24 protein-coding genes and 1 tRNA gene are annotated in these 22,750 nt (G+C 29.6%); 10 read left to right on the plus strand and 15 right to left on the minus strand.

Annotated elements, in window-relative coordinates; all coding sequences use genetic code 11:
• Positions 1–1,062, plus strand: coding sequence for an ATP-binding protein (locus tag L8X33_RS03805; protein ID WP_263669991.1), 1,062 nt, complete (start codon positions 1–3; stop codon positions 1,060–1,062).
• Here L8X33_RS03805 and L8X33_RS03810 read toward each other — a convergent pair.
• From L8X33_RS03810 to coaE, 3 genes are read right to left on the minus strand one after another with little or no spacing between them, the layout of a single operon-like run.
• A complete protein-coding gene (locus L8X33_RS03810) occupies positions 1,059–1,766 on the minus strand; it encodes a glucosaminidase domain-containing protein (RefSeq protein WP_133319132.1) in 708 nt (235 codons plus the stop codon). The genes L8X33_RS03805 and L8X33_RS03810 overlap by 4 nt on opposite strands.
• On the minus strand, positions 1,741–2,490 hold the full coding sequence (dapF, locus tag L8X33_RS03815) for a diaminopimelate epimerase (protein ID WP_133319131.1): 750 nt from the start codon (positions 2,488–2,490) through the stop codon (positions 1,741–1,743). Before dapF ends, L8X33_RS03810 begins: the two co-directional genes overlap by 26 nt.
• The gene (coaE, locus tag L8X33_RS03820) at positions 2,477–3,079 is read right to left on the minus strand and encodes a dephospho-CoA kinase (RefSeq protein ID WP_220566998.1); all 603 of its coding nucleotides are present in this window, start codon (positions 3,077–3,079) and stop codon (positions 2,477–2,479) included. The genes dapF and coaE overlap by 14 nt, the downstream gene beginning before the upstream one ends.
• Positions 3,080–3,137: 58 nt before the next feature.
• On the opposite strand from coaE, the gene purM reads away from it, so the two are divergent.
• Positions 3,138–4,127, plus strand: a complete 990-nt coding sequence (purM, locus tag L8X33_RS03825) for a phosphoribosylformylglycinamidine cyclo-ligase (protein WP_263669993.1) — start codon at positions 3,138–3,140, stop codon at positions 4,125–4,127.
• Positions 4,128–4,397: 270 nt separating this feature from the next.
• Here the strand turns inward: purM and L8X33_RS03830 are convergent, their stop codons facing one another.
• The 8 genes from L8X33_RS03830 to L8X33_RS03865 all read right to left on the minus strand — a co-directional run bounded on the left by L8X33_RS03830 (position 4,398) and on the right by L8X33_RS03865 (position 13,333).
• Entirely contained in the window at positions 4,398–5,369 is a 972-nt protein-coding gene (locus tag L8X33_RS03830; RefSeq protein ID WP_263669994.1) for an autotransporter outer membrane beta-barrel domain-containing protein, read from the minus strand.
• Entirely contained in the window at positions 5,347–7,686 is a 2,340-nt protein-coding gene (locus L8X33_RS03835) for a beta strand repeat-containing protein (RefSeq protein WP_263669996.1), read from the minus strand. Before L8X33_RS03835 ends, L8X33_RS03830 begins: the two co-directional genes overlap by 23 nt.
• A gap of 297 nt (positions 7,687–7,983) precedes the next feature.
• On the minus strand, positions 7,984–8,637 hold the full coding sequence (gene sodB, locus L8X33_RS03840) for a superoxide dismutase [Fe] (RefSeq protein ID WP_263659185.1): 654 nt from the start codon (positions 8,635–8,637) through the stop codon (positions 7,984–7,986).
• A gap of 68 nt (positions 8,638–8,705) precedes the next feature.
• Positions 8,706–9,215: an anaerobic ribonucleoside-triphosphate reductase activating protein gene (gene nrdG, locus L8X33_RS03845; protein WP_165955263.1), complete on the minus strand. Its 510-nt coding sequence runs from the start codon at positions 9,213–9,215 to the stop codon at positions 8,706–8,708.
• Positions 9,187–11,466: an anaerobic ribonucleoside triphosphate reductase gene (locus L8X33_RS03850; RefSeq protein ID WP_263669997.1), complete on the minus strand. Its 2,280-nt coding sequence runs from the start codon at positions 11,464–11,466 to the stop codon at positions 9,187–9,189. Before L8X33_RS03850 ends, nrdG begins: the two co-directional genes overlap by 29 nt.
• A gap of 132 nt (positions 11,467–11,598) precedes the next feature.
• Positions 11,599–12,213 carry a BspA family leucine-rich repeat surface protein gene (locus L8X33_RS03855; RefSeq protein ID WP_263669998.1) on the minus strand — a complete coding sequence of 205 codons (615 nt, stop codon included), beginning with the start codon at positions 12,211–12,213 and terminating at the stop codon, positions 11,599–11,601.
• A 217-nt stretch (positions 12,214–12,430) separates the two neighbouring features.
• Positions 12,431–12,505, minus strand: a tRNA-Glu gene (locus L8X33_RS03860).
• 69 nt (positions 12,506–12,574) lie between these two features.
• Complete coding sequence (locus L8X33_RS03865; RefSeq protein ID WP_039617114.1) at positions 12,575–13,333, minus strand: exodeoxyribonuclease III; 759 nt, start codon at positions 13,331–13,333, stop codon at positions 12,575–12,577.
• 99 nt (positions 13,334–13,432) lie between these two features.
• Between L8X33_RS03865 and L8X33_RS03870 the strand changes: the two genes are divergently transcribed.
• From L8X33_RS03870 to pyrC, 4 genes are read left to right on the plus strand one after another with little or no spacing between them, the layout of a single operon-like run.
• On the plus strand, positions 13,433–14,980 hold the full coding sequence (locus L8X33_RS03870) for a phosphoethanolamine transferase (protein WP_263669999.1): 1,548 nt from the start codon (positions 13,433–13,435) through the stop codon (positions 14,978–14,980).
• Positions 14,980–15,351: a diacylglycerol kinase gene (locus L8X33_RS03875; protein WP_263662705.1), complete on the plus strand. Its 372-nt coding sequence runs from the start codon at positions 14,980–14,982 to the stop codon at positions 15,349–15,351. The genes L8X33_RS03870 and L8X33_RS03875 overlap by 1 nt, the downstream gene beginning before the upstream one ends.
• Positions 15,336–15,566, plus strand: a complete 231-nt coding sequence (locus L8X33_RS03880; RefSeq protein ID WP_012660796.1) for a helix-turn-helix domain-containing protein — start codon at positions 15,336–15,338, stop codon at positions 15,564–15,566. The genes L8X33_RS03875 and L8X33_RS03880 overlap by 16 nt, the downstream gene beginning before the upstream one ends.
• An 8-nt stretch (positions 15,567–15,574) precedes the next feature.
• Positions 15,575–16,567 (plus strand): dihydroorotase, encoded by a 993-nt coding sequence (pyrC, locus tag L8X33_RS03885; RefSeq protein ID WP_263662706.1) that lies wholly within the window; start codon positions 15,575–15,577, stop codon positions 16,565–16,567.
• Positions 16,568–16,576: 9 nt separating this feature from the next.
• Here pyrC and L8X33_RS03890 read toward each other — a convergent pair whose 3' ends face one another.
• Positions 16,577–17,275 carry a class I SAM-dependent methyltransferase gene (locus L8X33_RS03890; RefSeq protein ID WP_220566990.1) on the minus strand — a complete coding sequence of 233 codons (699 nt, stop codon included), beginning with the start codon at positions 17,273–17,275 and terminating at the stop codon, positions 16,577–16,579.
• Positions 17,275–17,622: a Fur family transcriptional regulator gene (locus tag L8X33_RS03895; protein WP_220566989.1), complete on the minus strand. Its 348-nt coding sequence runs from the start codon at positions 17,620–17,622 to the stop codon at positions 17,275–17,277. Before L8X33_RS03895 ends, L8X33_RS03890 begins: the two co-directional genes overlap by 1 nt.
• A gap of 127 nt (positions 17,623–17,749) precedes the next feature.
• On the opposite strand from L8X33_RS03895, the gene L8X33_RS03900 reads away from it, so the two are divergent.
• From L8X33_RS03900 to L8X33_RS03915, 4 genes are read left to right on the plus strand one after another with little or no spacing between them, the layout of a single operon-like run.
• Positions 17,750–18,595 (plus strand): metal ABC transporter solute-binding protein, Zn/Mn family, encoded by an 846-nt coding sequence (locus L8X33_RS03900; protein WP_263670000.1) that lies wholly within the window; start codon positions 17,750–17,752, stop codon positions 18,593–18,595.
• On the plus strand, positions 18,592–19,920 hold the full coding sequence (locus L8X33_RS03905) for a DUF1007 family protein (protein ID WP_263670001.1): 1,329 nt from the start codon (positions 18,592–18,594) through the stop codon (positions 19,918–19,920). The genes L8X33_RS03900 and L8X33_RS03905 overlap by 4 nt, the downstream gene beginning before the upstream one ends.
• Positions 19,920–20,669, plus strand: a complete 750-nt coding sequence (locus tag L8X33_RS03910) for a metal ABC transporter ATP-binding protein (RefSeq protein ID WP_263660398.1) — start codon at positions 19,920–19,922, stop codon at positions 20,667–20,669. The genes L8X33_RS03905 and L8X33_RS03910 overlap by 1 nt, the downstream gene beginning before the upstream one ends.
• Positions 20,662–21,477 carry a metal ABC transporter permease gene (locus L8X33_RS03915; RefSeq protein ID WP_263659196.1) on the plus strand — a complete coding sequence of 272 codons (816 nt, stop codon included), beginning with the start codon at positions 20,662–20,664 and terminating at the stop codon, positions 21,475–21,477. The genes L8X33_RS03910 and L8X33_RS03915 overlap by 8 nt, the downstream gene beginning before the upstream one ends.
• On the opposite strand, the gene L8X33_RS03920 is transcribed toward L8X33_RS03915, so the two are convergent.
• Together L8X33_RS03920 and rplT are read right to left on the minus strand one after the other, a co-directional pair.
• Positions 21,454–22,350, minus strand: a complete 897-nt coding sequence (locus L8X33_RS03920) for a DNA ligase (protein ID WP_263670002.1) — start codon at positions 22,348–22,350, stop codon at positions 21,454–21,456. The two genes, L8X33_RS03915 and L8X33_RS03920, sit on opposite strands and share 24 nt — an antisense overlap.
• On the minus strand, positions 22,328–22,681 hold the full coding sequence (rplT, locus tag L8X33_RS03925; RefSeq protein WP_039617097.1) for a 50S ribosomal protein L20: 354 nt from the start codon (positions 22,679–22,681) through the stop codon (positions 22,328–22,330). The genes L8X33_RS03920 and rplT overlap by 23 nt, the downstream gene beginning before the upstream one ends.
• Positions 22,682–22,750 lie beyond the last annotated feature (69 nt).

Raw genomic sequence — 22,750 nt, forward strand, 5'->3', positions numbered from 1 at the left:
ATGAAATCACTACAATTTTTTTACGATAATTACCCAAAATTTCAAAAATTTGATGAAAGAAAAATTCAAATTCAAACCCATAAAAACATCATTATAAAAGGTGGTTTTGCAAGTGGTAAGAAAAATTTAATTTTAAATTTTTTATCTTTGTACAAAAGTGAAAATATACTTTTTATTGATTGTGATGATTTGAAATTTCAAGCAAGTGCTTTGGTAAATTTAAATTCGTTTTTAACCTATAATCCACAGATTAAATTTTTAGCACTTTGCAACTTTGCTCATGATTTTGACTTTGCCAGTTTAAAACACCTTAATTTGCAAATCATAATAAGCGTTTGTGATAGCAATTTTCATTTAGATTATTTTGAAGAACTTCATTTAGATTATTTAGACTTTGAAGAATTTTTAAGCTTAAACAAAAAATACGCTGACACTAAAACCATGGTAAGTTATTTTTTACATACAGGACGCAATGTGATTTTAAATCACAACTTTAACACAAACTCATCATACTTAAGAAGTTTTTACACTCCATTAGAGCTTACCATACTCAAACAAATCGCCTTAGAACTTGGGAATGAATTTAGCGTTAATGAGCTATTAAAAACACTAAAAAATACTATAAAAATTTCCAAAGATACCTTATATAAAAGCATAGAAAAACTAGAATCAAACTACACTTTGTATTTTGTAAAAAATCTTGAAAAGAATTTAAAAAAAGTATATTTTTGGGACTTTTCACTAAAAAATTCTCTAAGCATACAAAAAGACTTTAGTGCTTTGTTTGAAAATTTGATTTTAAGCGAGTTGTTTAAATTTGAACAAGAAATTTTTTATACCAAATATTTTGATTTTTACTTACCAAGTCTTAAAAATGCATTTTTATGCTCGCCCTTTAAAGATAAAGATTTACTTAGTTTAAAAGTCAAAAAAATACTTAGTAAAAATCAACTCGCACTTTCGACTATTTATATCATCACGCTTTCACAAAGAGATGAGTTTTTCATTGAAGGGGTGCGCGTGATGATTTTGCCTTTTGATGAGTGGGCTTTAGGAAATTAATCTAACTCATCAAGCTTATGTTGATTTATGATAGAAATAATAAGCTTAGTATAATTACTTTTGATCTCTGAGTATTTTTCCAAATGACTTGCCGCTTCTTTGCCATCAAGTTTTTCATTTTGATTTATAGCATCCCACCGCCAAGCTCTAAATTCCTTATAAGCATCATGACGATTTAAATTTAGCAAGTATGAATCCACGCTTTCTTGCAAGGTATCAAATATACGAATTTTATGAGTTTTACCTTCACTTCTTTCTTTTGGAATCAAACCTTTCTCGCCCCAAGTCCATTCTCCAAATAAATTATTTGCTTCTTTAGCAAAACGACTTGTACCAGTTGCGCTTTCAATAATTGCTTGAGCTATGGCTAAAGATTTTGGAACTTTTTGGATACGCAGTTGGTATTCCTTGTGATCGTATAAATTTTTAACGCGATATTTTTCTTTTAAAAACCATAGTTTTTGCACAGCATTAGAATTTAGTTTTCTAAAATTACTCTTTAAAGCTTCCTCAAAAAAAATATCTATAAATTCTTTTTCATTTTCAATTTCTTTGAAAGAAACATCCAACAAAGCATTGATTTTTTTGATAAAAACTTCACGCTTTTCTTTTATACTTAAAGCATAATAATGTTTATCAAAACCTGCTATAAATTCAGCTTTTAAAAATAAAAAACTACTAAGTAAAATTATAATCAGCTTCAAAACAGCATTTTACCTTTCCTCTGAAAAATATTTGATCATCCTCTAATCTAAAATATAAATTTTCTTTGCTTTTTGGCTTTACTAAAATATCATCTTTAACTTTTTGATTTAAATAAGCAAGATAAAAACAAGCTCCCATACCTGTACCACAAGCTAAAGTCTCATCTTCTACCCCGCGTTCATAGGTTCTAACTCTTATAAATTCTTCATTTTCTATTTTAGCAAAATTAACATTTGCATTATATTTTTTACGCACTTCTTTGCATAAATTTACATCAAATTCATTTAAATCATCAACAAAAGTCACCATATGTGGCACACCTGTATTACATCCTTGCCAAATTCTATCTTTATGTTTAAAAGCTTCTTTAATATCCTTCACTCCACTTAATTTAATCTCTACCATGTCATCATCAACAAATGATTTTATAAGTCCTGCTCCGGTTAAAAAATTTAAATATTGTGATTTTTTTAGATAATGATGAGCAAAATGAGCTGCTGCACGCGATCCATTACCACACATATTTGCTTTACTACCATCGCAATTATAAAATTCCCATTCAAAATCATATCTATCATGAGGCACAACTACTATAAGTCCATCAGCACCTATGCCCTCATAACGATTACAAAGAATTCTAGCTAACTCACTACGATCTTTTTTTTCACCATCTGCAAATACTACAAAATCATTTCCGCTTGCACAATATTTATAAAATTTCATTTTTAACCTTTAAAGTATGTTTTAAAAAATTTAGCACATTTTCTTCAAATTTTTCATAACTTGAAATATTTTTTATCACAAAATCTGCTTTTTTTAGTTTTTCTTCTATATCAAGTTGCAAATTAATTCTTTTTAAGGCTTCATTTTCATCTAAATTATCTCTTTGCATTAATCTTTTTAATAAAATTTCTTTTGGAGCATAAATCAATATACTTTTTCCTAGATCTTGATAATGATTATTTTCAAAAAATAAAGGCAATTCTATAAAAAAAGCCTTGTTTTTTTTATCTAAAATTAGTGCTTTTTGTAAAATTTCTTCTTTGATTTTAGGATGTAAAAAACCTTCTAACTTTTTTTTGGCGTTTAAATCATTAAATACAATAGCACCAAGCTTTTTTCTATCTATTTTTCCTGCTATAAGTAAATCATCATTATCAAAAAGCTTAGCTATAGAATTAGCATTTTCATTTAAAAGCTCATGAGCTATCACATCTGCACTTAAAGTATCAAAACCCAAATTTTGAACTATTTTTATAAAGCTTGACTTTCCACCTGCTATACTTGAAGTCACAAAATAAGCATTTTGCATAATTTAACCTTAAAATATTTTTAGTTAAAATACCTTTTAAATTCTTAAAGGAAGATAAATGAATATAAGCTATGAAGATGCGGGTGTAAGTATAGATAATGGTAATACTTTTGTAGAAGCAATCAAGCCTTTAGTAAAAGAAACTTTTAATGAAAATGTTTTAGGTGGCATAGGCTCTTTTTCGGGTGCTTTTGCCATGCCAAGTGGTTTTAAAAATCCTGTTATGCTAGCAGCAACTGATGGGGTAGGCACAAAGTTGCGTCTTGCTATTGATAGTCAAAAATTTGACACCATAGGCGAGGACTTAGTAGCAATGTGCGTGAATGATTTAATTTGTAATTTTGCTACGCCTTTGTTTTTTCTAGACTATTATGCAACTGCAAAGCTAGATGTAGAAGTAGCTAAAAAGGTTGTAGCAGGGATTGCTAATGGTTGTAAAAAAGCAAATTGTGCCTTAATAGGTGGAGAAACTGCTGAAATGCCTGGAATGTATCATAACAATGACTTTGACTTAGCAGGTTTTTCAGTGGGCATGGCTGAAAAAGATGAAATAGATAGAAGAAATTTTGTAAAAAATGGAGATATTTTACTAGCTTTGCCTAGTAGTGGGCTTCATTCTAATGGATATTCTTTAGCTAGAAAAGTATTATTTGAAGCACAAAAGCTTAAGTTTGATGATAAAATAGATGGTAAAAATTTAATCGATATCTTGCTTGAACCTACAAGAATTTATGTAAAAGACTTTTTAAAATTAAAACCTTTCATCAATGCACTAGCTCATATAACAGGTGGTGGTTTAGTGGAAAATTTACCTAGAGTTTTTCCAAGAGGAATAGGTGCTATTATTAGAAAACATCATCTAAAAACTCCTGAAATTTTTTATCAAATAGGCCAAAGCGTAGAAGAAGCTGAAATGTATAGAAGCTTTAACATGGGTGTGGGCTTAGTTATGGTGGTAGATCCATCTAATGTAGGAAAAGTTTTAGAGAATTCAGATGCTTATGTAATAGGCGAAGTTGTGCTAAATGAAGGGGTTGTTTTAGAGTAATTAACTCCCTAGAGTTTGCTAATAAATCACATTGAGCTTAAAAATAAGCTTAATGTGATAGAGTGTATTTAATAAGGAGTTTATTGTTTTTAAATTATTTATAATACTAAAAACTTTTATAGTTTTTATATTCAACATTGGCACATTCTTAACTTTATTGTACCAATTGTGCTTTTTTTAAATTTTTATTTTGTCATTTTATAATCTGTTTTAAGCAAACTCTGGGCAATTAATTAAACACTAAGCCTTAAAAGGCTTAGTTAATCATTATTAAAATATAAAGTCAAACTGTAAAAATCCCGTATGCGAATGAGAATTATTTGCAAAAGTTCCATTATAATTAAATGACATTTCTAAATCTTCTGCCAAAGAAAAAATCAAAGACGCACTTGCATATTGATAAGTTCTTGGCAAATCTAAGGTTTCACTTGCTTTTAAGTTTGCAAAATTTACTCTTGATTCTACTTCAGGATTAAAATTAATTCTTGCACCTGCTTCAAATGAAGTGCTAATTTGTGGATGCCATTTATTAAGCCATTTAAGAGATGCCGTACTTGAAAATAGATTTAATTCACTCTTATAATATCTTTCATGATTTAATGCTCCATCTCCATGCATGCTGAAAGCTTTTGTGAAACCACCTTCATAGTTTAAAGACACCTCAGGAGTAATTATATTATCTGCCCCATCTAAATAAAAATTCATACCAGTTCCAATACTTGCTCCATAACCATAGGTATCTGTATTACCATTAGCCTCTCTTTTTCCTTTATCAACAAATTTTTGCACATCATTTTTGGTATATGCCGCTTTGGTATGGAATTTAAAAAAGGCTTCTTTTATCTCATCTTCTAATAAAATATTAGAATACTTCAAACCAGCATACACTGTTTGCATTTTTAAAGAAAAGTAATCTTTAGTATCCATATTAGCTTCTTCAGTTCCTACATAAGCTCCTAGCATACCTATATCTTTTAAGGTATGAAAACCTGCTACTATACCTTTAGTATTTCCTTTAGAATAATCATTTGTTCCTAAAAGCTTAATGCTATTAGATGAAAAATAAGGCAATATAAAGCCGTGATAATGCTCATCTGCATCAAAACCTACTAAGTCTTTATTTGTTTTATGATTATTGTGTATTCTTGCATGTTTGTAAGCCATTCTTGATGCATCATCTAAAACAGTATCAAGGAAGAATGATCTCATCATATAAGTGTTAATTATTGTTTGAGCCAACATTACCTACTCCTATGTTACCACCACTACCAGTATTATTAACTATATTGTCAGGATTGATAGGTTTGCTTGCATCAAAATTTGGATCTGAAGTATCTACTGTGATATTATCTATATTTGTAGAACCACTTCCATTTCCACCTACATTAATAGCTCCATCAAAGCTACCATCTTCATTTGGTTTTACTATCCAATCTCCTACATTTACATTACCATTACCATTATTAGTAATGTGATTACCATCTTTATCAGGTTTAACTGTACCTTGGTTATCTATATTAACATCATTATTACCATTATTAACTATACCACCGCCGATATTACCATTGGAACCATTTGAAATAGAAGTATTACCACCGCCACTACCTACAGTGATAGAACCTCCCAAATCTCCATCATTTTTGATTTCTAAATCACCGTTGTTATTCTCAATAGAACCGCTGATAGAACCACTATTGTTAATTGAACCTAAATTACCATTGTTTGTAATATTTCCACCTATACTACCATGACCACTATTGATAATCTTATCTACAGAAGAATCTTTACCTATAGATACATCCCCTGTAATTTTTCCATAATCATCATTAATGATATTACCTACTTTTGAGCCATTATCAACGCTAACATCACTGCTAATAAGCCCATTACCAGAATTAGAAATATTAGTAACTTCGCTATTATTATCAACTTTAATACCACCAGTAATCTCTCCTTGCCCAGCATTGATGATGCTTCCAACTATACTTCCATTATCAACGCTAACATCTCCTGAAATTTTACCAGTAGAAACTCCATTATTATAAAAAGAACTTGCCAAAGCACCATTGATAATATTCTCAACTTTAGAGTGATTATCTACTTTTACACTACCGCTAATCTCTCCACTTCCAGCATTGATGATACTATCTATCTGTCCTTTATTATTAACCTCTATAAAACCCTCTATTTTACCATTATCTTGATTTATTATACCACCTACTATAGAAGAGCCTTCTCCATCCACTTTTATAGTTCCGGTAATCTTAGCATTATCTTTATTTAAAATACCAGTAACCACACCGCCACTACTGATTAAAATAGATCCGCCTATATTAGCATTATCAGCATTTATAATACCAAATCCATTCTCACCACCTGAGATCATACCTTTCTCTTTAACCTCTATAGTTCCTTTTAAAGCAGATCCTCTGCTTAAATAAATTCCAGCAATTCCACCATGTATTGCAGAATTTTCTCCAGCTATAGTTGTGTTTTGATTTAAATATGCGTGATCAAAATACATCCCATAATCACCACCATATACCACGCCACCATTTTTTATAGATATATCGCTTGTAGTAGAACCTGTACCTAAGAAAACACCACTTTCTCCTCCATAAATGCTACCATTATCAACATATAAATATCCTAATTTTTGCCATTGATTTACAAATATGCCATAATTTCTAGCATCTATTACACCACCATCTTTAATATTTAAGGTTCCAAAAGAACCATAAGATACAGAAATTCCATCGTTTTCTGCTTTTATGGTGCCAGTATTGGTGATATTTTCTATTTTACCACCACCTTCTAGCTTAATTCCTGCACCCCCAATATCAGTCTCCGTAGAAATTATATTACCAGAATTGTTTATAGTTCCAATATCTCCTTTCCATAAAAATACACCTCTAGCTCCACTAATAGTTCCGGAATTAGTTAAGGTTTCTATTTTTGCACTTGAACTTAAAGTTATTGCGCCATAACTACCTTTACCTTCAATATTTCCTTGATTATCTAAATGAGTAATAGTCCCGCTTACGCCAATTTTATTAATATACCCTTTATTAATAATAGTGCCTACTTTGGAATTATCTTTTAATTGTATACCATCTTGATTACCACCAATTATAGTTCCAGTATTTTCTATTGTACCGACACTAGAGCCAGTTTGAAGATCAATACCATTCCAAGTAGTACCTGTTATACTACCAGAGTTTTTTATACTATCAATACTAGAATTTTGTCCAATATTAATACCATTGCTACCACTAATAGTACCTTTGTTATCTATAGCATTAGCATTAGCATTAACATTAACACCAAAATCACTAGTTGTAGTAATACCACCGCTTTCTTCAATCACCAAGGTTCCATCAGAACCTATGGTAACCGGACCATTTTGACTACTATTAATAGTACAAGTACCACCACCATTACAGCCACCACCACTAATATTTTTTGAATTTTTTACTTGTTTGGCTTTAGTGTTTTTAACACTACTATTAGAATTTTGATCATTTATAGTTACTATACTAGCATTAGCACAGGTTACCAAAAAAGATATAGTCGCTAAAGATAAGAAAGTTTTTTTAACAAAAGAAAGATTATTGTTTGAATAAGATGATTTTAAAGTGGGATTATTTTCGCATACCCCCCCCCATAAAATAAGACATTAAAACTCCTTGATTTATTAAAATTTTTTGTAATGATAAAAAATAATTATTAATATTTTTTAAATATGATAGTGCTTTTGTTAATTATTTGTGTAAATTAGGATATTTTTATTGTTGTTATTCTTAAGATAATTTAGCTTTGATTAAAAAAAGCCTCTTAAAAATAAGAGACTTTTTTCTTATTTTATAGGATGAAGTTCATTTGCATAAAAGCTTACTGAATTCATACCTTCTTTGATAGCCCATTCATAAGCTTTTACTACAAATTCCCAGTTAATGTGTGCGTAGAATTTGTCTAAATACACAGGGCGTGCATTACGGTGATCTACATAGTAAGCATGCTCCCACACATCAACTACTAAAAGTGGAACTTTACCTTCAGTGATAGGTGTAGCAGCATTGCTTGTAGCTACTAATTCTAATTTTTGATTTTGAGTGTTATAAACTAGCCAAAACCAACCAGAACCAAATACTCCTGTAGCTCCTTTGATGAATTCTTCTTTTAAATTTTCCATAGAACCAAAGTCTTTTTCAACCGCTGCTTTAAACTCATCACTTAAAGAACAGCCACAGCCACAGCATGTTTTTGGCTTAATGCAGTCAAAATAAAAGTCATGATTATACACTTGAGCAGCGTTGTTAAAAATTCCGCCATTTGAGTTTTGTATGATATAAACTAAATCTTTTCCTGCAAATTCAGTATCTTTGATAAGATTGTTTAGGTTATTTACATAAGTTTGATGGTGTTTGCCATGATGAAATGCAAAAGTTTCTGCACTCAAAAAGTCTCCAAAAGCGTCTGCTTCATAAGGTAGTTTTCTTAATTCAAACATATTGTTCTCCTTTTTTTAAATTTTATAGCATTCTAACATAGTTAAGTTAAAAAAGACTAAATGAGTCTTTATTTTTCAAAAAGTATTACTTTGCCTTGTTCTAAGCTTTTTGCTACATCGATAATGCGTTGGTTTTTACTACCTTTAAATTTTAAAGATAAGTCTTTTTGCTCTAAAATAAACTTCCCATCTATCAAAACATCAGCTAAGATAAGTAATTCTTTCATAGCTTGCTCTTGCAATAGCTCTTCATAAGTAAAACCTGTATATATAGTAAGATCAAGCCCTAAAGCCTTAATGTGTTTTGCTAGAATACTTAAATTTTTTGCTTGCATAAAAGGCTCCCCGCCACTAAAAGTAACACCTTGGAGCAAAGGATTTTTACAAATATCATCATACAAACTTGCTAAATCTTGCAAATATCCTTTGTTAAAATCATGTGTTTGTGGATTATGACAACCTTTGCAATGATGAGGGCAGCCTTGAGTAAAAATCACATAACGCAAACCATAGCCATCGACTATGGATTCTTTTATGACACCGGCTAATCTAAGAAAAATCGTGTTTAATTCTTGCATGAACTTCAGCTTTTTTAGCGTCATTAAAACGATCAAGCGTTCCTACTAAATAGCCTGTGATTCTTCTTATGCGTTCAAATTTAATATCATCTTCTTTTCTATGACACTTTGGACAAAACTCATCTATCACACCACTATAACCACATACCGGATCTCTATCTAGTGGGAAATTAATCGAGCCATAGCCTATATTGCTTTCTTTCATACATTTTATAATGCGTTCAAAACTTTCTAAATTCTTACTCACATCGCCGTTTAATTCTACATAAGTAATATGCCCACCATTATTTAGCTCATGATATGGGGCTTCTATTTGAATTTTTTCATATATACTAATAGGAAAATCCACAGGAATATGAAAAGAATTAGTATAAAAATCTTTATCAGTTATGCCTTTTAAAATGCCGTATTTTTTTTGATCTAGCTTTAAAAACCTTCCACTTAAACCCTCAGCTGGGGTAGCTATGAGTGAAAAATTAAGCTTATCTTTGAGTGCTTTTTCATCGACAAATTCACGCATAAAACGCACGATTTGCAAACCTAAATCCCTTACTTCTTGACTTTGTCCATGATGAGAACCTACTAAAGCTATTAAACTCTCACAAAGTCCTATATAACCTATAGCTAAAGTCCCGTGTGCTATGATTTTTTCTACGCTATCATTTTCTTTTAAAGAATCTGAATCTATCCAAATTCCCTCGCCCATTAAAAATGGGAAATTTTTAACCTTTTTTAGACTTTGAATTTTATATCTATGAAGTAATTGCTCATACACAAGCTCTAATTTTTCTTTTAAAAGTGAGTAAAAAAGCTCTAAATTTCCTTTAGCTTCTATGGCTAAACGCACAAGGTTTATACTCGTAAAGCTTAAATTTCCCCTGCCGCTTGTGATTTCTTTACTCTCATCATAAACATTTGCCATAACCCTAGTTCTACAACCCATATAAGCTACTTCGCTATTATAATCACCCTTTTTATAGTATTTTGCATTAAAGCTTGCATCTAAAAAGCTAAAATTTGGAAAAAGTCTTTTAGAAGCACATTCTATAGCGAGTTTAAAAAGCTTGTAGTTTGGATCTTTTTCATTATAATTAATACCTTCTTTTACTTTAAAAATTTGCACAGGAAAAATTGGTGTTTCACCATTTCCTAAGCCTTTTATCGTGGCTTTGAGTAAATTTTCTATTACCATTTGCCCTTCAAAAGAAGTATCGGTGCCATAATTTAGCGTGCTAAAAGGCACTTGAGCTCCTGCTCTTGAGTTCATAGTATTAAGATTATGCACCAAAGCTTCCATAGCTTGAAAAGTTGCATCTTGGGTTTGCTTTAATGCTCTTTTATAAGCATAAGCATTTGCTTGTTTTAAAAAATTCTCATCACTATTTAAGTCAAACTTTAAAAGCTCTTTAAAGCATTCTTTTTCGCTTGAAACTTGAAAATTAGCATTTTTAAAGCATTGCTCGTCTAGGTTTTGTTCTAATTTTATTTCAAAAAAAGCATTTATAGCCTTTTTATACTCTTTTTGAAAAGTCTTTGCCACACCCTTTGCCATAGCAAAATCAAAATTTGGTATAGATTGACCTCCATGCATTTCATTTTGATTAGCCTGCAAGGCAATGCAAGCTAAAGAAGCATAAGATCTAATATCATTTGGCTCACGCAAACTTCCATGTCCAGTGCTAAAACCATTTTCAAAAAGCTTTAACAAGTCTATTTGACAACAAGTTTGTGTTAGCATATAAAAGTCTTTATCGTGTATGTGTATATCGCCGTTTTTGTGTGCATTTGCGATATGTTTTGGCAAAATACACTCATCTACATAGTATTTTGCTCCTTCTGAACCATATTTTAACATCATTCCCATAGCACTATCTGAGTTGATATTAGCATTTTCTCTTTTTAAATCAGCTTCTTTAGAATCTTTGAAGGTTAAATCATCATACAAATTTAGCAAATCATAACTACCATTGCGGATTTGTGTTCTTTTTTGGCGGTATAATATATAAGATTTTGCAGTATTGATTAAAGCATTTTTTATTAAAACCTCTTCAACTTTATCTTGAATTTGTTCTACTTGTGCATGATTTTCATCAAGCAAAGCTACAACCTCATCACAAAGCCTACCTAATTCATCATTTTCTAATTTTTTATCAGTAGAGTTTATATTGGCTCTAAAAATAGCATTTTTAATTTTAAAAATATCAAATGCAACTTGACTTTTATCTCTTTTTGTAATAAATTTTATTTTCATGTAAATTTTCCTAAAAAATAATCTCTAGAAGCTAAAAAATAACGCTTTATGAAGATAAGTTTAGTACAAAAACTTGATGAAAAACTTAAAAAGATAAAAGAAAAATTCACACAAAAATTGTGTGAATTTTGTTTATTCTAACTCTATACCTTTTACTGCATAAAGTTTATCAATACCACGATTTCCAAACATTTTTTCAGTATTACAATCCTTTTGGATATTCCACTCATCTAATTCATGATGGAAATTTTTGCAATTGTGAAAAAGATATGCCATAGTAATTACATTTTGCACATCCCAATTCACAACACTATGCTCATACGCATGACAGTTTTCAAAACAATGTGCCATTCTGGTAGTATTTGAAGTTTTCCAATGCAATAAAGAATGATTAAAATTAACACAATTAAAAAACATATAAGACATATCTTTTAAATTTTGAGTATCCCATTTTGATAAATCTTGATTAAAATTTTTGCAGTTAAAAAACATACTTGCCATATTTTCAACTTTAGAAACATTCCAGCGTGACAAATTTGCATTAAAACTTTCGCAACAATAAAACATATAAGACATATCTTTAGCATTTGATACATCCCAATGTTCAATACCTAAAAAATCCAATCTTTTAGAATAATAAAATACATAAGAAAAATCATCAATCAAAGATACATCAATATCCCTTAGAGAAATTCTTTCATTATGCACCAAATTCATTAACTCATTTTTGCTTTTAGGTCTATACATTTTGTCCTCCTTTTTGTATATTTTAAAAAACAAGTGTGAAGTCAATGTAAAAATTTACAAATTATTAATAATAACTTTCAATATATTAATAATAAGTATTTTAAAATAAACTTAATTTAAATAAGATAAAACAAATAAAAAATATTTAAATCGAACAATGTAACTTTTTGTAAAATATGACAATGATTATCAAAAAAAGCGGATATAAAATAGTAAGTGGTGACCCATACGAGACTCGAACTCGTGTTACCGCCGTGAAAGGGCGATGTCCTAACCGCTAGACGAATGGGCCATTTTGCAGTTTTAAGATGAAATTATAACAATTTTTACTTAATAATTATTTAAGGCATTAAAAAATACCTTAAATATCGATTTCTATCCCTACAGGAGCATGATCTGAGCCAAAAATATCATCTCTTATAAAAGCATTTTTAAGTTTATCTTTTAAGCCATTAGAAATGAAAAAATAATCAATCCTCCAGCCTACATTTCTTTCTCTTGCTTTCATTCTATAACTCCACCACGAATACTTTTCTTTAACATCGCCATTTATATGCCTAAAAGTATCTATAAAACCTAATTTTAATAAATCATCTATCCAAGCACGCTCAATCGGTAGAAAACCTGAAGTTTTTTCATTAGCTTTTGGGTGGGTTAAGTCTATCTCACGATGTGCGGTATTAACATCTCCACAGATGATAATTTCTTTACCTTCTTTTAAAAGTTTATCTAAATACACTAAAAAGTCATTATAAAATTTCATTTTAAAATTCAAACGCTCTTCATCTTTTTGACCATTTGGAAAGTAAATATTAAACAAAACTACATTTTTAAAGCTATGCTCTAAAACTCTACCCTCATCATCATCAAAAAACTCACATTTTTTTACCTCACAATCAAAATTACACAAGCTCATTACGCCTGAATACCCTGCTCTTTTAGCACTATTTGAATACATATGTTTAAAAGGATACTCATAAATTCTTTTTGGAAATTTATCCTCGTGTGCTTTGATTTCTTGAAAACCTATAAAATCAATTTCTTCTTTTTCAATCCAATCAAGTGCATTTTTATCACAAATTGCCCTTAGGCCATTTACATTCCATGATAATAATTTCATAATTTAATCCTTAAACTTACAAAAAGCAAAATCATACCATAAAGATATTAAGTTAACCATTTTTATTTATAATTAAATCTTTAATTTTGAAAGGATTTCATGAAATTTTTTAATATATCGTGGCTTAAATTTATTATTTTGAGTGCTTTTTATATAACTAGTATCAATCTGAAATTGTTTTCTTATATTCACGAAAATTTACATCCTCATAATAATGATATTTCCATTATTTTATATATAATTATATATTTTGCACTATTAGTTGGAATTTTCGCTTTATTATTTTTGCCTTATCTTAGCAAGATTTTAATGATTTTTTTAATAGGTGTGAGTTCAATTAGTAGTTATTTTATGATCAATTATGGTGTTATTATAGATCATGATATGATTAGAAATGCTATGCAAACTGATCAAAAAGAAGTACGTGATCTGATTAATTTTAATATTTTTGTTTATATATTTTTTACTTTTGTGATTCCAGCATTTTTAGTTATAAAAGCTAAAATAGAATATCACAATATCAAAAAACATTTAATCATTAAATTTGGCACTTTAGTTGTTGCTTTATTTGTTGCTTTTGGATTGCTTGGAATTTTTTCAAAAAGTATTGTACCATTTTTAAGAACTTATAATGAAGTAAGAGTTTATAACACTCCTTTTTATCAAATTTATTCAGCAATTAAATATATAAAATTAGAAGTTATTCCAGAAAAAGAACTTCAAAAGATAGCTTTAGATGCGAAAATGGAAAAAGACTTAAACAAAACTATGATTTTAGTCATAGGGGAAACCGCTAGAGCAAATAACTATTCTTTGGGTGGTTATACCAAAAATGATACTAATTTTTACACCAAAAACGAACCTAATTTAATATATTTTGACAATGTAAGCTCTTGCGGGACAGCAACTGCTAGAAGTTTACCTTGTATATTTTCAAGACACAAAAGAGCTACTTTTGACAATAGTCTTTATGAAGAAAATGCTTTAGATATTTTGCAAAGAGTTGGAGTTCAAAGTGTTTGGCTTGGAAATAATTCTGGAGGTTGCAAAGGAAACTGCGATCGTATAGCACATAAATTGATTTCAAAAGATTATGATGAGAGTTTACTTGAGCTTGTAAAAGAACAATTACAAAATCCATCTTCAAGTAAAATCATAGTCGTTCATTTGCAAGGTTCTCATGGACCAGCTTATTTTAAGCGCTATCCAAATGAGTTTAAAAAATTTACGCCAACTTGCGATACAAATGAATTACAACAATGCTCGCAAGAAGAATTAACTAATACCTATGACAATACTTTACTTTATACAGATTTTATCATCAAAAGTCTTATTGACTTATTAAAGCAAAGTCCTGCACAAAATGCCTCATTGTTGTATGTATCAGACCATGGAGAAAGTTTAGGAGAAAATGGAATTTACCTTCATGGAATGCCCTATTTCATAGCACCAAAAGAACAAACTCATGTTCCTATGATTCTTTGGAGCAAAGATAATAATTTAATCCAAGAATTACAAAAAAAGAAAGATTATAAATTATCTCAAGATAATATTTTTTCAAGTTTATTAGGATATTTTAATGTCCAAACTAAAGAATATGAAGAAAACTATGACTTATATAGTAAAAATTTAAAGGAAAATCCTTAATGAAGCCAAAGTATTCTTTATTTAAAAATGCAAGTTATGCCTTTAGTGGCATTAAATTCTTGCTTAAAGATGAAATGGCTTTTAGAATAGAATTTGCCATTATCTTACCTTTAATTTTTGTAAGCTTATTTTTACCTGCGAGTTTTTTAGAACATTTTGTGCTTATTTTAGTATTAGTTTTGATTTTAATTATAGAGGCATTAAATTCTGCCATAGAAGCTTGCGTGGATCTTTGTACGAGCGAATTTCACATCTTAGCTAAAAAAGCAAAAGATTGTGCGAGCGCTGGGGTGTTTTTTAGCGTTGTTTTGGCTATAATTACTTGGAGTTTTATTCTTTTTAATATGGCTAGAGAATGGATGATAAAGTAAAAACACTATGCATAAAAATCTTTGGTAAAAAACGCTTTGAAATTTTAGAATTTTTAGCCCTTCATGCTAATGAAGATGGCTTTGTCTTTGCAAATATCGAAGAACTTTCTAAAAAGTTAAACATCAGTAAACCAACCATCATTTCTACTTTTAAATTTTTAGAAGAGAAGGCTTTGCTTGAAAAGCTCAAAAACGGCTTATATAAACTCAAATAGGAGATAAAATGACGCTTAAAAACCCTTTGGATATGCATTTACATTTACGCGATGAAAGCATGCTTGAACTTGTAGCTCCATTTAGCGCAAAAGACTTTAAAGCGGGAGTTATCATGCCAAATTTAATCACTCCGCTTACTGAAATAAATACACTAAAAGCTTATAAAGAACGCATTTTAAAAGCATGTAAAAATGAAGATTTTACGCCTTTGATGACTTTATTTTTTAAAGACTATGATGAGCAATTTTTAGAAAAAGCTAAAGATGAAATTTTTGCTATCAAACTTTATCCTGCAGGCATAACTACAAATTCAGATAATGGAATTTCAAGCTTTGATATAGAAAAGTTAAAACCTACACTAAATGCTATGAGTGAGCTTGGCCTGCCTTTACTTGTACATGGAGAAACAAATGATTTTGTAATGGATAGAGAGGCAAATTTTGCTAAAATCTATGAAAAATTAACTAAAAATTTTCCAAAATTAAAAATTGTAATGGAACATATTACCACTAAGGTTTTGTGTGATTTATTAAAAGATTATGAAAATTTATACGCAACTATCACTTTACATCATTTAATGATAACACTTGATGATGTAGTAGGTGCTAAGATGGATCCGCATTTGTTTTGCAAACCTATTGCAAAACGCTATGAAGACAAAGACGCTTTATGTGAGCTTGCTTTTAGTGGCTATGAAAAGACTATGCTTGGAAGTGATAGCGCACCTCATCCATTGCACACTAAAGAATGCTGTGGTTGTGCAGCTGGCGTATTTAGCGCACCGGTGATTTTACCTGTATTAGCTGAACTTTTTGAAAAGCACTCAAATGAAGCAAATTTACAAAAATTTATTTCAGATAATGCTTGTAAAATCCATAATCTTAAATTTGAAAAAGATAAAATCATCACTTTAGAAAAACAAGAATGGCAAGTAGCGCAAAAATACGGTGATGTGGTGCCATTTATGGCAGGAAAAACTTTAAATTTCAAGGTTATTTAGCCTTGAAATTTAATCAATAATCAAAAGTTTTATCTTAGCTTCTATAATCTCTTCTACCTCATCTTTTACAAAGCTTTCTAACTCTTGTTTGTTTGCATTAATGCCATTCATACTCAAATGCCACAAAGCATTTTCTATCGCACTATCTTTATCTCTTTTTACTACTCTAATTTCATTAAAAATTTCACTCTCATAAGAAATATTTTGCGCATTTAAAAAACTTTGCAAATCCTCTTCATAAAAACCTTTAAAATGCGTGTTAAAATGCTCAAATATAGGATCTAGAAAGCTACTTTTGCGCCTACTCGCCCAGCCTAAATACACTTTTTTAGAAGCTAAGCTTAAAAAAGCTTTATAGTCTTTTTTATTTTGCAAAGCAGGAGACATACTCAAAAAGGCTAAACCAAAATTTGTGTTATTGTTTTTATAAAAGTTTTCAAAGTCTAAATTTAAAGTTTTTATATTTGATATAGCATGAGTTTTTGCATCTTCTTGTAAAATTTCAAGCATAGCACTAGAGCTATCTACACCCAAAACACTTTTTGCTTTTTGCGCTAAATGCAAAGTCCAAACACCGCTTCCACAACCTATATCCACCACGATTTTGCCTTGCAAAGAGCCAAGTTTTGCAAAAGTAACTTTTTGAATTTCGTTTAAGTTAGAACTATATCTTGCATAGCTTTTTGCTTTTTTATTCCATAAATTCATTATTCATTCTCACATTTTTGGCAAATTCCTTTAATCACAACACTTTTTATAATCCCTTTAATTTCAGGCATTTTTACATCACTAATCTCATGACATACATCGCATATAAAATGTGCTTTAGCATGATCTGCTAATTCATAAAAACTTTTGCGATCAAGTTGACTTTTATTAACAATACCCTTTTTTTCAAAAAGCTCCATATTTCTATAAAAGCTAGTTTTATTTGCTTTGAGATTAAATTGATCATAACTTAATGGGGTTTTAGCAAGAGATAAAATTTGCAAGATTTCCACTCGTAAAGTTGTCATAGAAATATCATGTTTTTTTAATAAATCAATAGCTTCCATAATTCTACCTTAGAAAATAAATGTATTTTACCACAAAAAAAGTTTTATAAATGCAACTTAATTTTTAAGTTGCAACTAAGTTGCATTATATATAATTACATAAATTTTAGATAATCAGGAGGAAATAATGTTAAAAATATTGTTATTGTTATTATCATGCGCACTTGCTTTTTCAAAACCTATTGTGAGTGTTAGCATACCACCTCAAGCATTTTTTGTAGAAAAGATTGCTAAAGATAGTGTTGAAATTAATATCTTGATTTCACCTAATTCTAATGAACATAATGTAGAATTTAAACCTATGATGATTAAAAATCTTGAAAAAAGCAAAATTTATTTTCTTGCCGATTTAGAACTTGAAAAAATCCTAGAAAACAAATTTAAAAACACACTCAAAAATGTCAAAATTGTTAATATTAATGATGGCATATCATTACTAGAAAATGATGAGACTGATGAACATGACCACGATGAACATGAGCATGGTAAAAACGATCCTCATACTTGGCTAGATCCTGTTTTAGTAAAAATACAAGCACAAAATATCTATAAAGCTTTAAGTCAAACTTTTCCACAAAATAAAGACTTTTATGCAAAAAATTTAGAAAATTTTCTTAAAGAATTGGATGACTTAAATTCAGTAATCAAAACAAATTTACAAGATATCAAACACCGAGAATTTATAGTCTATCATCCTAGTTGGAATTATCTTGCAAAAAGATACAACCTCATCCAAATTCCTGTGGAAATTGATGGAAAAGAGCCAAAAATTCAAGATTTGCAAAAACTAATAAAAATAGCCAAAGAAAAAAACATAAAGGTTATTTTTGTCCAACCTGGTTTTAGTGAAAATTCGGCTAAAGTATTATCTAAAGAATTAAACGCAAAAATTGTTTTTATCGATCATTTGGCTAAAGATTGGGATAAAGAACTTTTAAAAACCATACAAGCATTAAAAATGGCTTTAGAATGAAAATCATTTTAATACTAGCTTTTATATGCTTTCAAAAAGTATTAAGCTGTGCTTTGTGTGCAGCTTATACTCCAACGGCAAATGTAAAATTAGACTTTAACGCAACTGATGATAACATCAATAAAATTTATGTAACTTGGGAATTTTCGCAAGATTTTATAAAAATACTGCTTCAAAACTATGATATAAATTATAATAATACTTTAGACAAAGACGAACTTACTGATATTAAATATACTCTTTTAGATTATATAGAGCCAAGACAATTTTTAATGCAATTTCAATTTTACAATTTAGATGAAAAAATTTACATAGAAAAATTTTTAAATGCCAAATTAATCTTAGATAAAACGAAACTATTTTTCACTTTTGAAGTAAATCTTAACATCCCTATAAAAGAAAATAACACATTTAGCATAAGATTTGAAGATAAGGAAGGATTTTTTAGTTTTAAATTTATACCGCAAGATTTTATCACTTTGAATTCAAACTATTATCTAAGTGCAAATCCCAATTTAAATCTCATATTTTTACAAGCACAAAAAGGCAAAACACCAAATATAACCTTTGCAGAAATTCAAATCAAGCAAAGTCCAAATTTTATAGATGATCTTTTAAATAAATTGCAAATTTTTAACGAAAATATTTTATTGTATATCAAGCAACTTCTTCAACAAGAATTTAATATACAAACATTTTTAATATTATTAATCATATCTTTTGGGTATGGCGTTTTTCATGCTAGTGCACCAGGTCATTCTAAAATGCTTACAAGTTCGTATTTTTTAACACACAAAAGCTCATTTTCTAAAATATTTTATTTTGTATTAAAAATAGGCATAGTGCATATAATGAGTGCATTTTTACTTGTAAGCATTGGTATAATTATCCTTGAGAAATTACTCAAAGATATCAATATGGCTGGATTTATTCTTACAAAATTTACAAGTTTACTTATAGTTTTTATAGCTCTTTTTATGCTAAGCAAAAAAATACTTCATAAAAACTCTTGCTCATGCTCTTGCCACTCACATAAAACAAGTGAATGGGTAGTCATACTAGGAGCTTCTTTGGTGCCTTGTCCTGGTGTTATATTACTTTTTATTTTTGCGTATAAATTCAACTTTTTTTATGCTTTAAGCTCTGCTGTGTTTGTGACATTGGGAATGTGTTTTGTATTATTTTTATTTGCTATAGGGGCAAATAAAATTCACCAAAATGTCAAAACTATAAAAATAAGAACCTTACTAGAGTATCTAGCTTTGATATTTATGATATCATTTGGATTATTTTTATTCATCAATACCAAAGAAGGTGTATTTTAGTGGAATTATTTCGAATATCTAATTTAAATTTTTCTTATAATGAAGAACTTGTGTTAAAAAATATCAATCTAAGCTATGATAATAATGATTTTTTATCTATCATAGGACCAAATGGTGGTGGAAAATCAACCCTTATAAAACTCATATTTGGACTTTTAAAAAGTAAAAATATAATTGAATTTAAAAATATAAATTTAAGTCAAATAGGCTATGTCCCACAAAACACTCTAACTAATACCAATTTTCCAACTAGAGTCTTAGAAGTCGTGCTTATGGGAAGGATAAATCATAAAACTTTTGGTTTTTACACCAAAAAAGACAAAGAGTTAGCTCTAGATGCTCTAAAAAAAGTATCTATGCAAGATTTTTGGGATAAAACTATCCATTCTTTAAGCGGCGGCCAAAGACAAAGAGTGCTCATAGCAAGAGCTTTAGTAGGAGAGTGTAAATTGCTTATATTAGATGAACCTACAGCAAGTGTAGATACTAAAAATGCTATACAAATTTTTGAGCTTTTAAAACAACTTCATCAAAATGGCATAGGTATTATATGCATTAGTCACGACATTAACATAACTTTAGCATATAGCGATAAAATCGCATATTTAAACAAAGAAATTTTTATACACAAAAACATTAAAGATCCAAATAAAATCAACTATATAAAACACTTATACCAAAACCATTCTCATTTTTGCGATGTTGAAATGAGTTTAAATTCTTGCCTATGTAAGGAATGTAATGCTTGAAATTTTAAATTTTAACTTTTTTCAAAATGCTTTATTTTCTTGTGTGCTAGTAAGCATTGCATGTGGTTGTATAGGAAGTTTGGTAATGGTAAATAGGCTTATGTCTATGGCTGGTGGCATTACACATGGGGCATTTGGTGGCATTGGAGTAGCATTTTACTTTTCTTTACCCGTTTTACTTAGCACAAGTTTATTTACTTTGATTTTAGCCTTTATAGTGGCTTATTTAAGCAAACACTATCCAAACAGAAGCGATAGCATTATAGCTGTCATATGGGCGTTTGGTATGGCTATAGGAATCATACTTATAGACTTAAGCCCAAAATACAATAACGACTTAATGGCATATTTATTTGGCAATATATTAACCGTTTCTAATGAAGACATTTGGCTTATGCTTGGTGCAGATATCATTTTTATCATTATTTTATTATGCTTTTATAGACAATTTGAAATCATAAGCTTTGATAGCGAATTTGCTCAAACTAGAGGGATTAACACTAATTTATTTTATTATCTTTTGATTTTTATGATAAGCTTGTGCGTAGTTATTGGCATTAGACTTGTGGGATTAATTTTAGCCATGGCTTTATTAAGCATACCAAGCTTTATAGCAGAAGGTATTAGTAAAAAACTTGGTTGGATGATGATTTATTCAAGTATTTTGAGTTTATGTTTTTGCTTAAGTGGTTTGATGGTAAGTTATTATTTTAATATCTCAAGTGGTGCTAGTATCATTATGATCTCATGTGTTGCTTTTGCTATATTTTTAGGAATTAATGCTTTAAAAAACTTCCCTCGTTCTTAAAAAACTAGCAAATTTTGGTTTACCATTTTTGGTTAAACCATTGTATTTAAAAGTAATTATAGCACCAATTGGCGGAGGATTTAAGCGATCGCTTTCTTTAAAACCTGAACCTATTTTAAAACTCACTTTTTTACCCTCAATCACTGCTTCACAAAGTAAAGATCCCATTTTACCTTCAAATTTTCCCTTACCTTCAAAATGCTTTTTTACAACACATTCTGTATCATCAAAAGGTTTTAGTTTAAAAGCATTATTTGATCTTTTCTTTTCATAAGGTGCATTGTTTAATCTTATGATTATACCCTCGCCCTTATGCAAAATGATATCTTGGTAAAATTGCTTTAAATGATTTTTATCTTTAATGGAAACTTGTGGAATAATTTTTATATAATCATTTGGATTTTTAGCTAAATACTTTTTCAAAACTTCTAATCTTGCTTCTAAAGTACAAGGATCAAGCTTAAATTCCTCACAAGCATTTGGCACATCAAAGACATTATAACTTACTTTTTGCCAAAGTTTTTCATCAGGGTTTTCTTGGCGTATTAAAGATGAAATTTCTTCAAAAGAAGCTCTTTTTATCCAAAGTTCTCCATCTAACTCAAATTTAGGAAAGTTTTTTGTGAAAAATAAAGGAAGTTTTATAGTATTTCCTGCTCTTGTTTGCATAGACTTACCATTCCAAAGACCTCTTATACCATCGAGTTTTTCACTCATGAGATAATGGCTTAAATTTACATCTTTAAATGCTTTTTCATCATAAACTTTAAAAAGCAAAATATCTTTTGCAAAAAGAGAATTTAAAAAGAGAGTAAAGAGAAAAGCAAGGCTAAAAAGCCTTGCAATAAGATTAAAGTGCTTTTTTAGCAGCATCTGCAATTTTTGCAAAAGCAGCTGCGTCATTCATCGCTAAATCAGCTAAGATTTTTCTATCAAGCTCAATGCCTGCTTTTTTAAGACCATTTATAAATCTTGAATAACTAATATCATTTAGTCTGCAAGCTGCATTGATACGCACTATCCAAAGACGACGGAAATCGCGTTTTTTGCGGCGTCTATCACGATACGCATAAACCAAACTTCTTTCTAATTGTTCTTTAGCTTTTCTAAAGTGTTTGCGGCGACCACTATAAAAACCACGCGCAAGTTTTAAAACTTTTTTATGTCTGCGGCGTCTTACAACACCTGTTTTTACTCTTGCCATATTTATCCTTTCACAAATTGGCGTTCGTTAAACGAATCTTGCCCTTTAAAATAAGGGGAGTTTGAATGA

The organism is Campylobacter sp. CNRCH_2014_2849 (assembly GCF_025772845.1).
GTDB lineage: Bacteria > Campylobacterota > Campylobacteria > Campylobacterales > Campylobacteraceae > Campylobacter_D > Campylobacter_D lari_D.

Coding starts and splice junctions, on each gene's coding strand:
- L8X33_RS03870 (WP_263669999.1), top strand. CDS start 13,433: ATGAAATTTTTTAATATATCGTGGCTTAAATTTATTATTTTGAGTGCT.
- L8X33_RS03890 (WP_220566990.1), bottom strand. CDS start 17,275: ATGAATTTATGGAATAAAAAAGCAAAAAGCTATGCAAGATATAGTTCT.
- L8X33_RS03900 (WP_263670000.1), top strand. CDS start 17,750: ATGTTAAAAATATTGTTATTGTTATTATCATGCGCACTTGCTTTTTCA.
- dapF (WP_133319131.1), bottom strand. CDS start 2,490: ATGAAATTTTATAAATATTGTGCAAGCGGAAATGATTTTGTAGTATTT.
- L8X33_RS03850 (WP_263669997.1), bottom strand. CDS start 11,466: ATGAAAATAAAATTTATTACAAAAAGAGATAAAAGTCAAGTTGCATTT.
- L8X33_RS03905 (WP_263670001.1), top strand. CDS start 18,592: ATGAAAATCATTTTAATACTAGCTTTTATATGCTTTCAAAAAGTATTA.
- L8X33_RS03895 (WP_220566989.1), bottom strand. CDS start 17,622: ATGGAAGCTATTGATTTATTAAAAAAACATGATATTTCTATGACAACT.
- pyrC (WP_263662706.1), top strand. CDS start 15,575: ATGACGCTTAAAAACCCTTTGGATATGCATTTACATTTACGCGATGAA.
- L8X33_RS03915 (WP_263659196.1), top strand. CDS start 20,662: ATGCTTGAAATTTTAAATTTTAACTTTTTTCAAAATGCTTTATTTTCT.
- L8X33_RS03830 (WP_263669994.1), bottom strand. CDS start 5,369: ATGTTGGCTCAAACAATAATTAACACTTATATGATGAGATCATTCTTC.
- L8X33_RS03920 (WP_263670002.1), bottom strand. CDS start 22,350: ATGCTGCTAAAAAAGCACTTTAATCTTATTGCAAGGCTTTTTAGCCTT.
- L8X33_RS03805 (WP_263669991.1), top strand. CDS start 1: ATGAAATCACTACAATTTTTTTACGATAATTACCCAAAATTTCAAAAA.
- L8X33_RS03875 (WP_263662705.1), top strand. CDS start 14,980: ATGAAGCCAAAGTATTCTTTATTTAAAAATGCAAGTTATGCCTTTAGT.
- sodB (WP_263659185.1), bottom strand. CDS start 8,637: ATGTTTGAATTAAGAAAACTACCTTATGAAGCAGACGCTTTTGGAGAC.
- L8X33_RS03880 (WP_012660796.1), top strand. CDS start 15,336: ATGGATGATAAAGTAAAAACACTATGCATAAAAATCTTTGGTAAAAAA.
- L8X33_RS03855 (WP_263669998.1), bottom strand. CDS start 12,213: ATGTATAGACCTAAAAGCAAAAATGAGTTAATGAATTTGGTGCATAAT.
- purM (WP_263669993.1), top strand. CDS start 3,138: ATGAATATAAGCTATGAAGATGCGGGTGTAAGTATAGATAATGGTAAT.
- nrdG (WP_165955263.1), bottom strand. CDS start 9,215: ATGCAAGAATTAAACACGATTTTTCTTAGATTAGCCGGTGTCATAAAA.
- coaE (WP_220566998.1), bottom strand. CDS start 3,079: ATGCAAAATGCTTATTTTGTGACTTCAAGTATAGCAGGTGGAAAGTCA.
- L8X33_RS03865 (WP_039617114.1), bottom strand. CDS start 13,333: ATGAAATTATTATCATGGAATGTAAATGGCCTAAGGGCAATTTGTGAT.
- rplT (WP_039617097.1), bottom strand. CDS start 22,681: ATGGCAAGAGTAAAAACAGGTGTTGTAAGACGCCGCAGACATAAAAAA.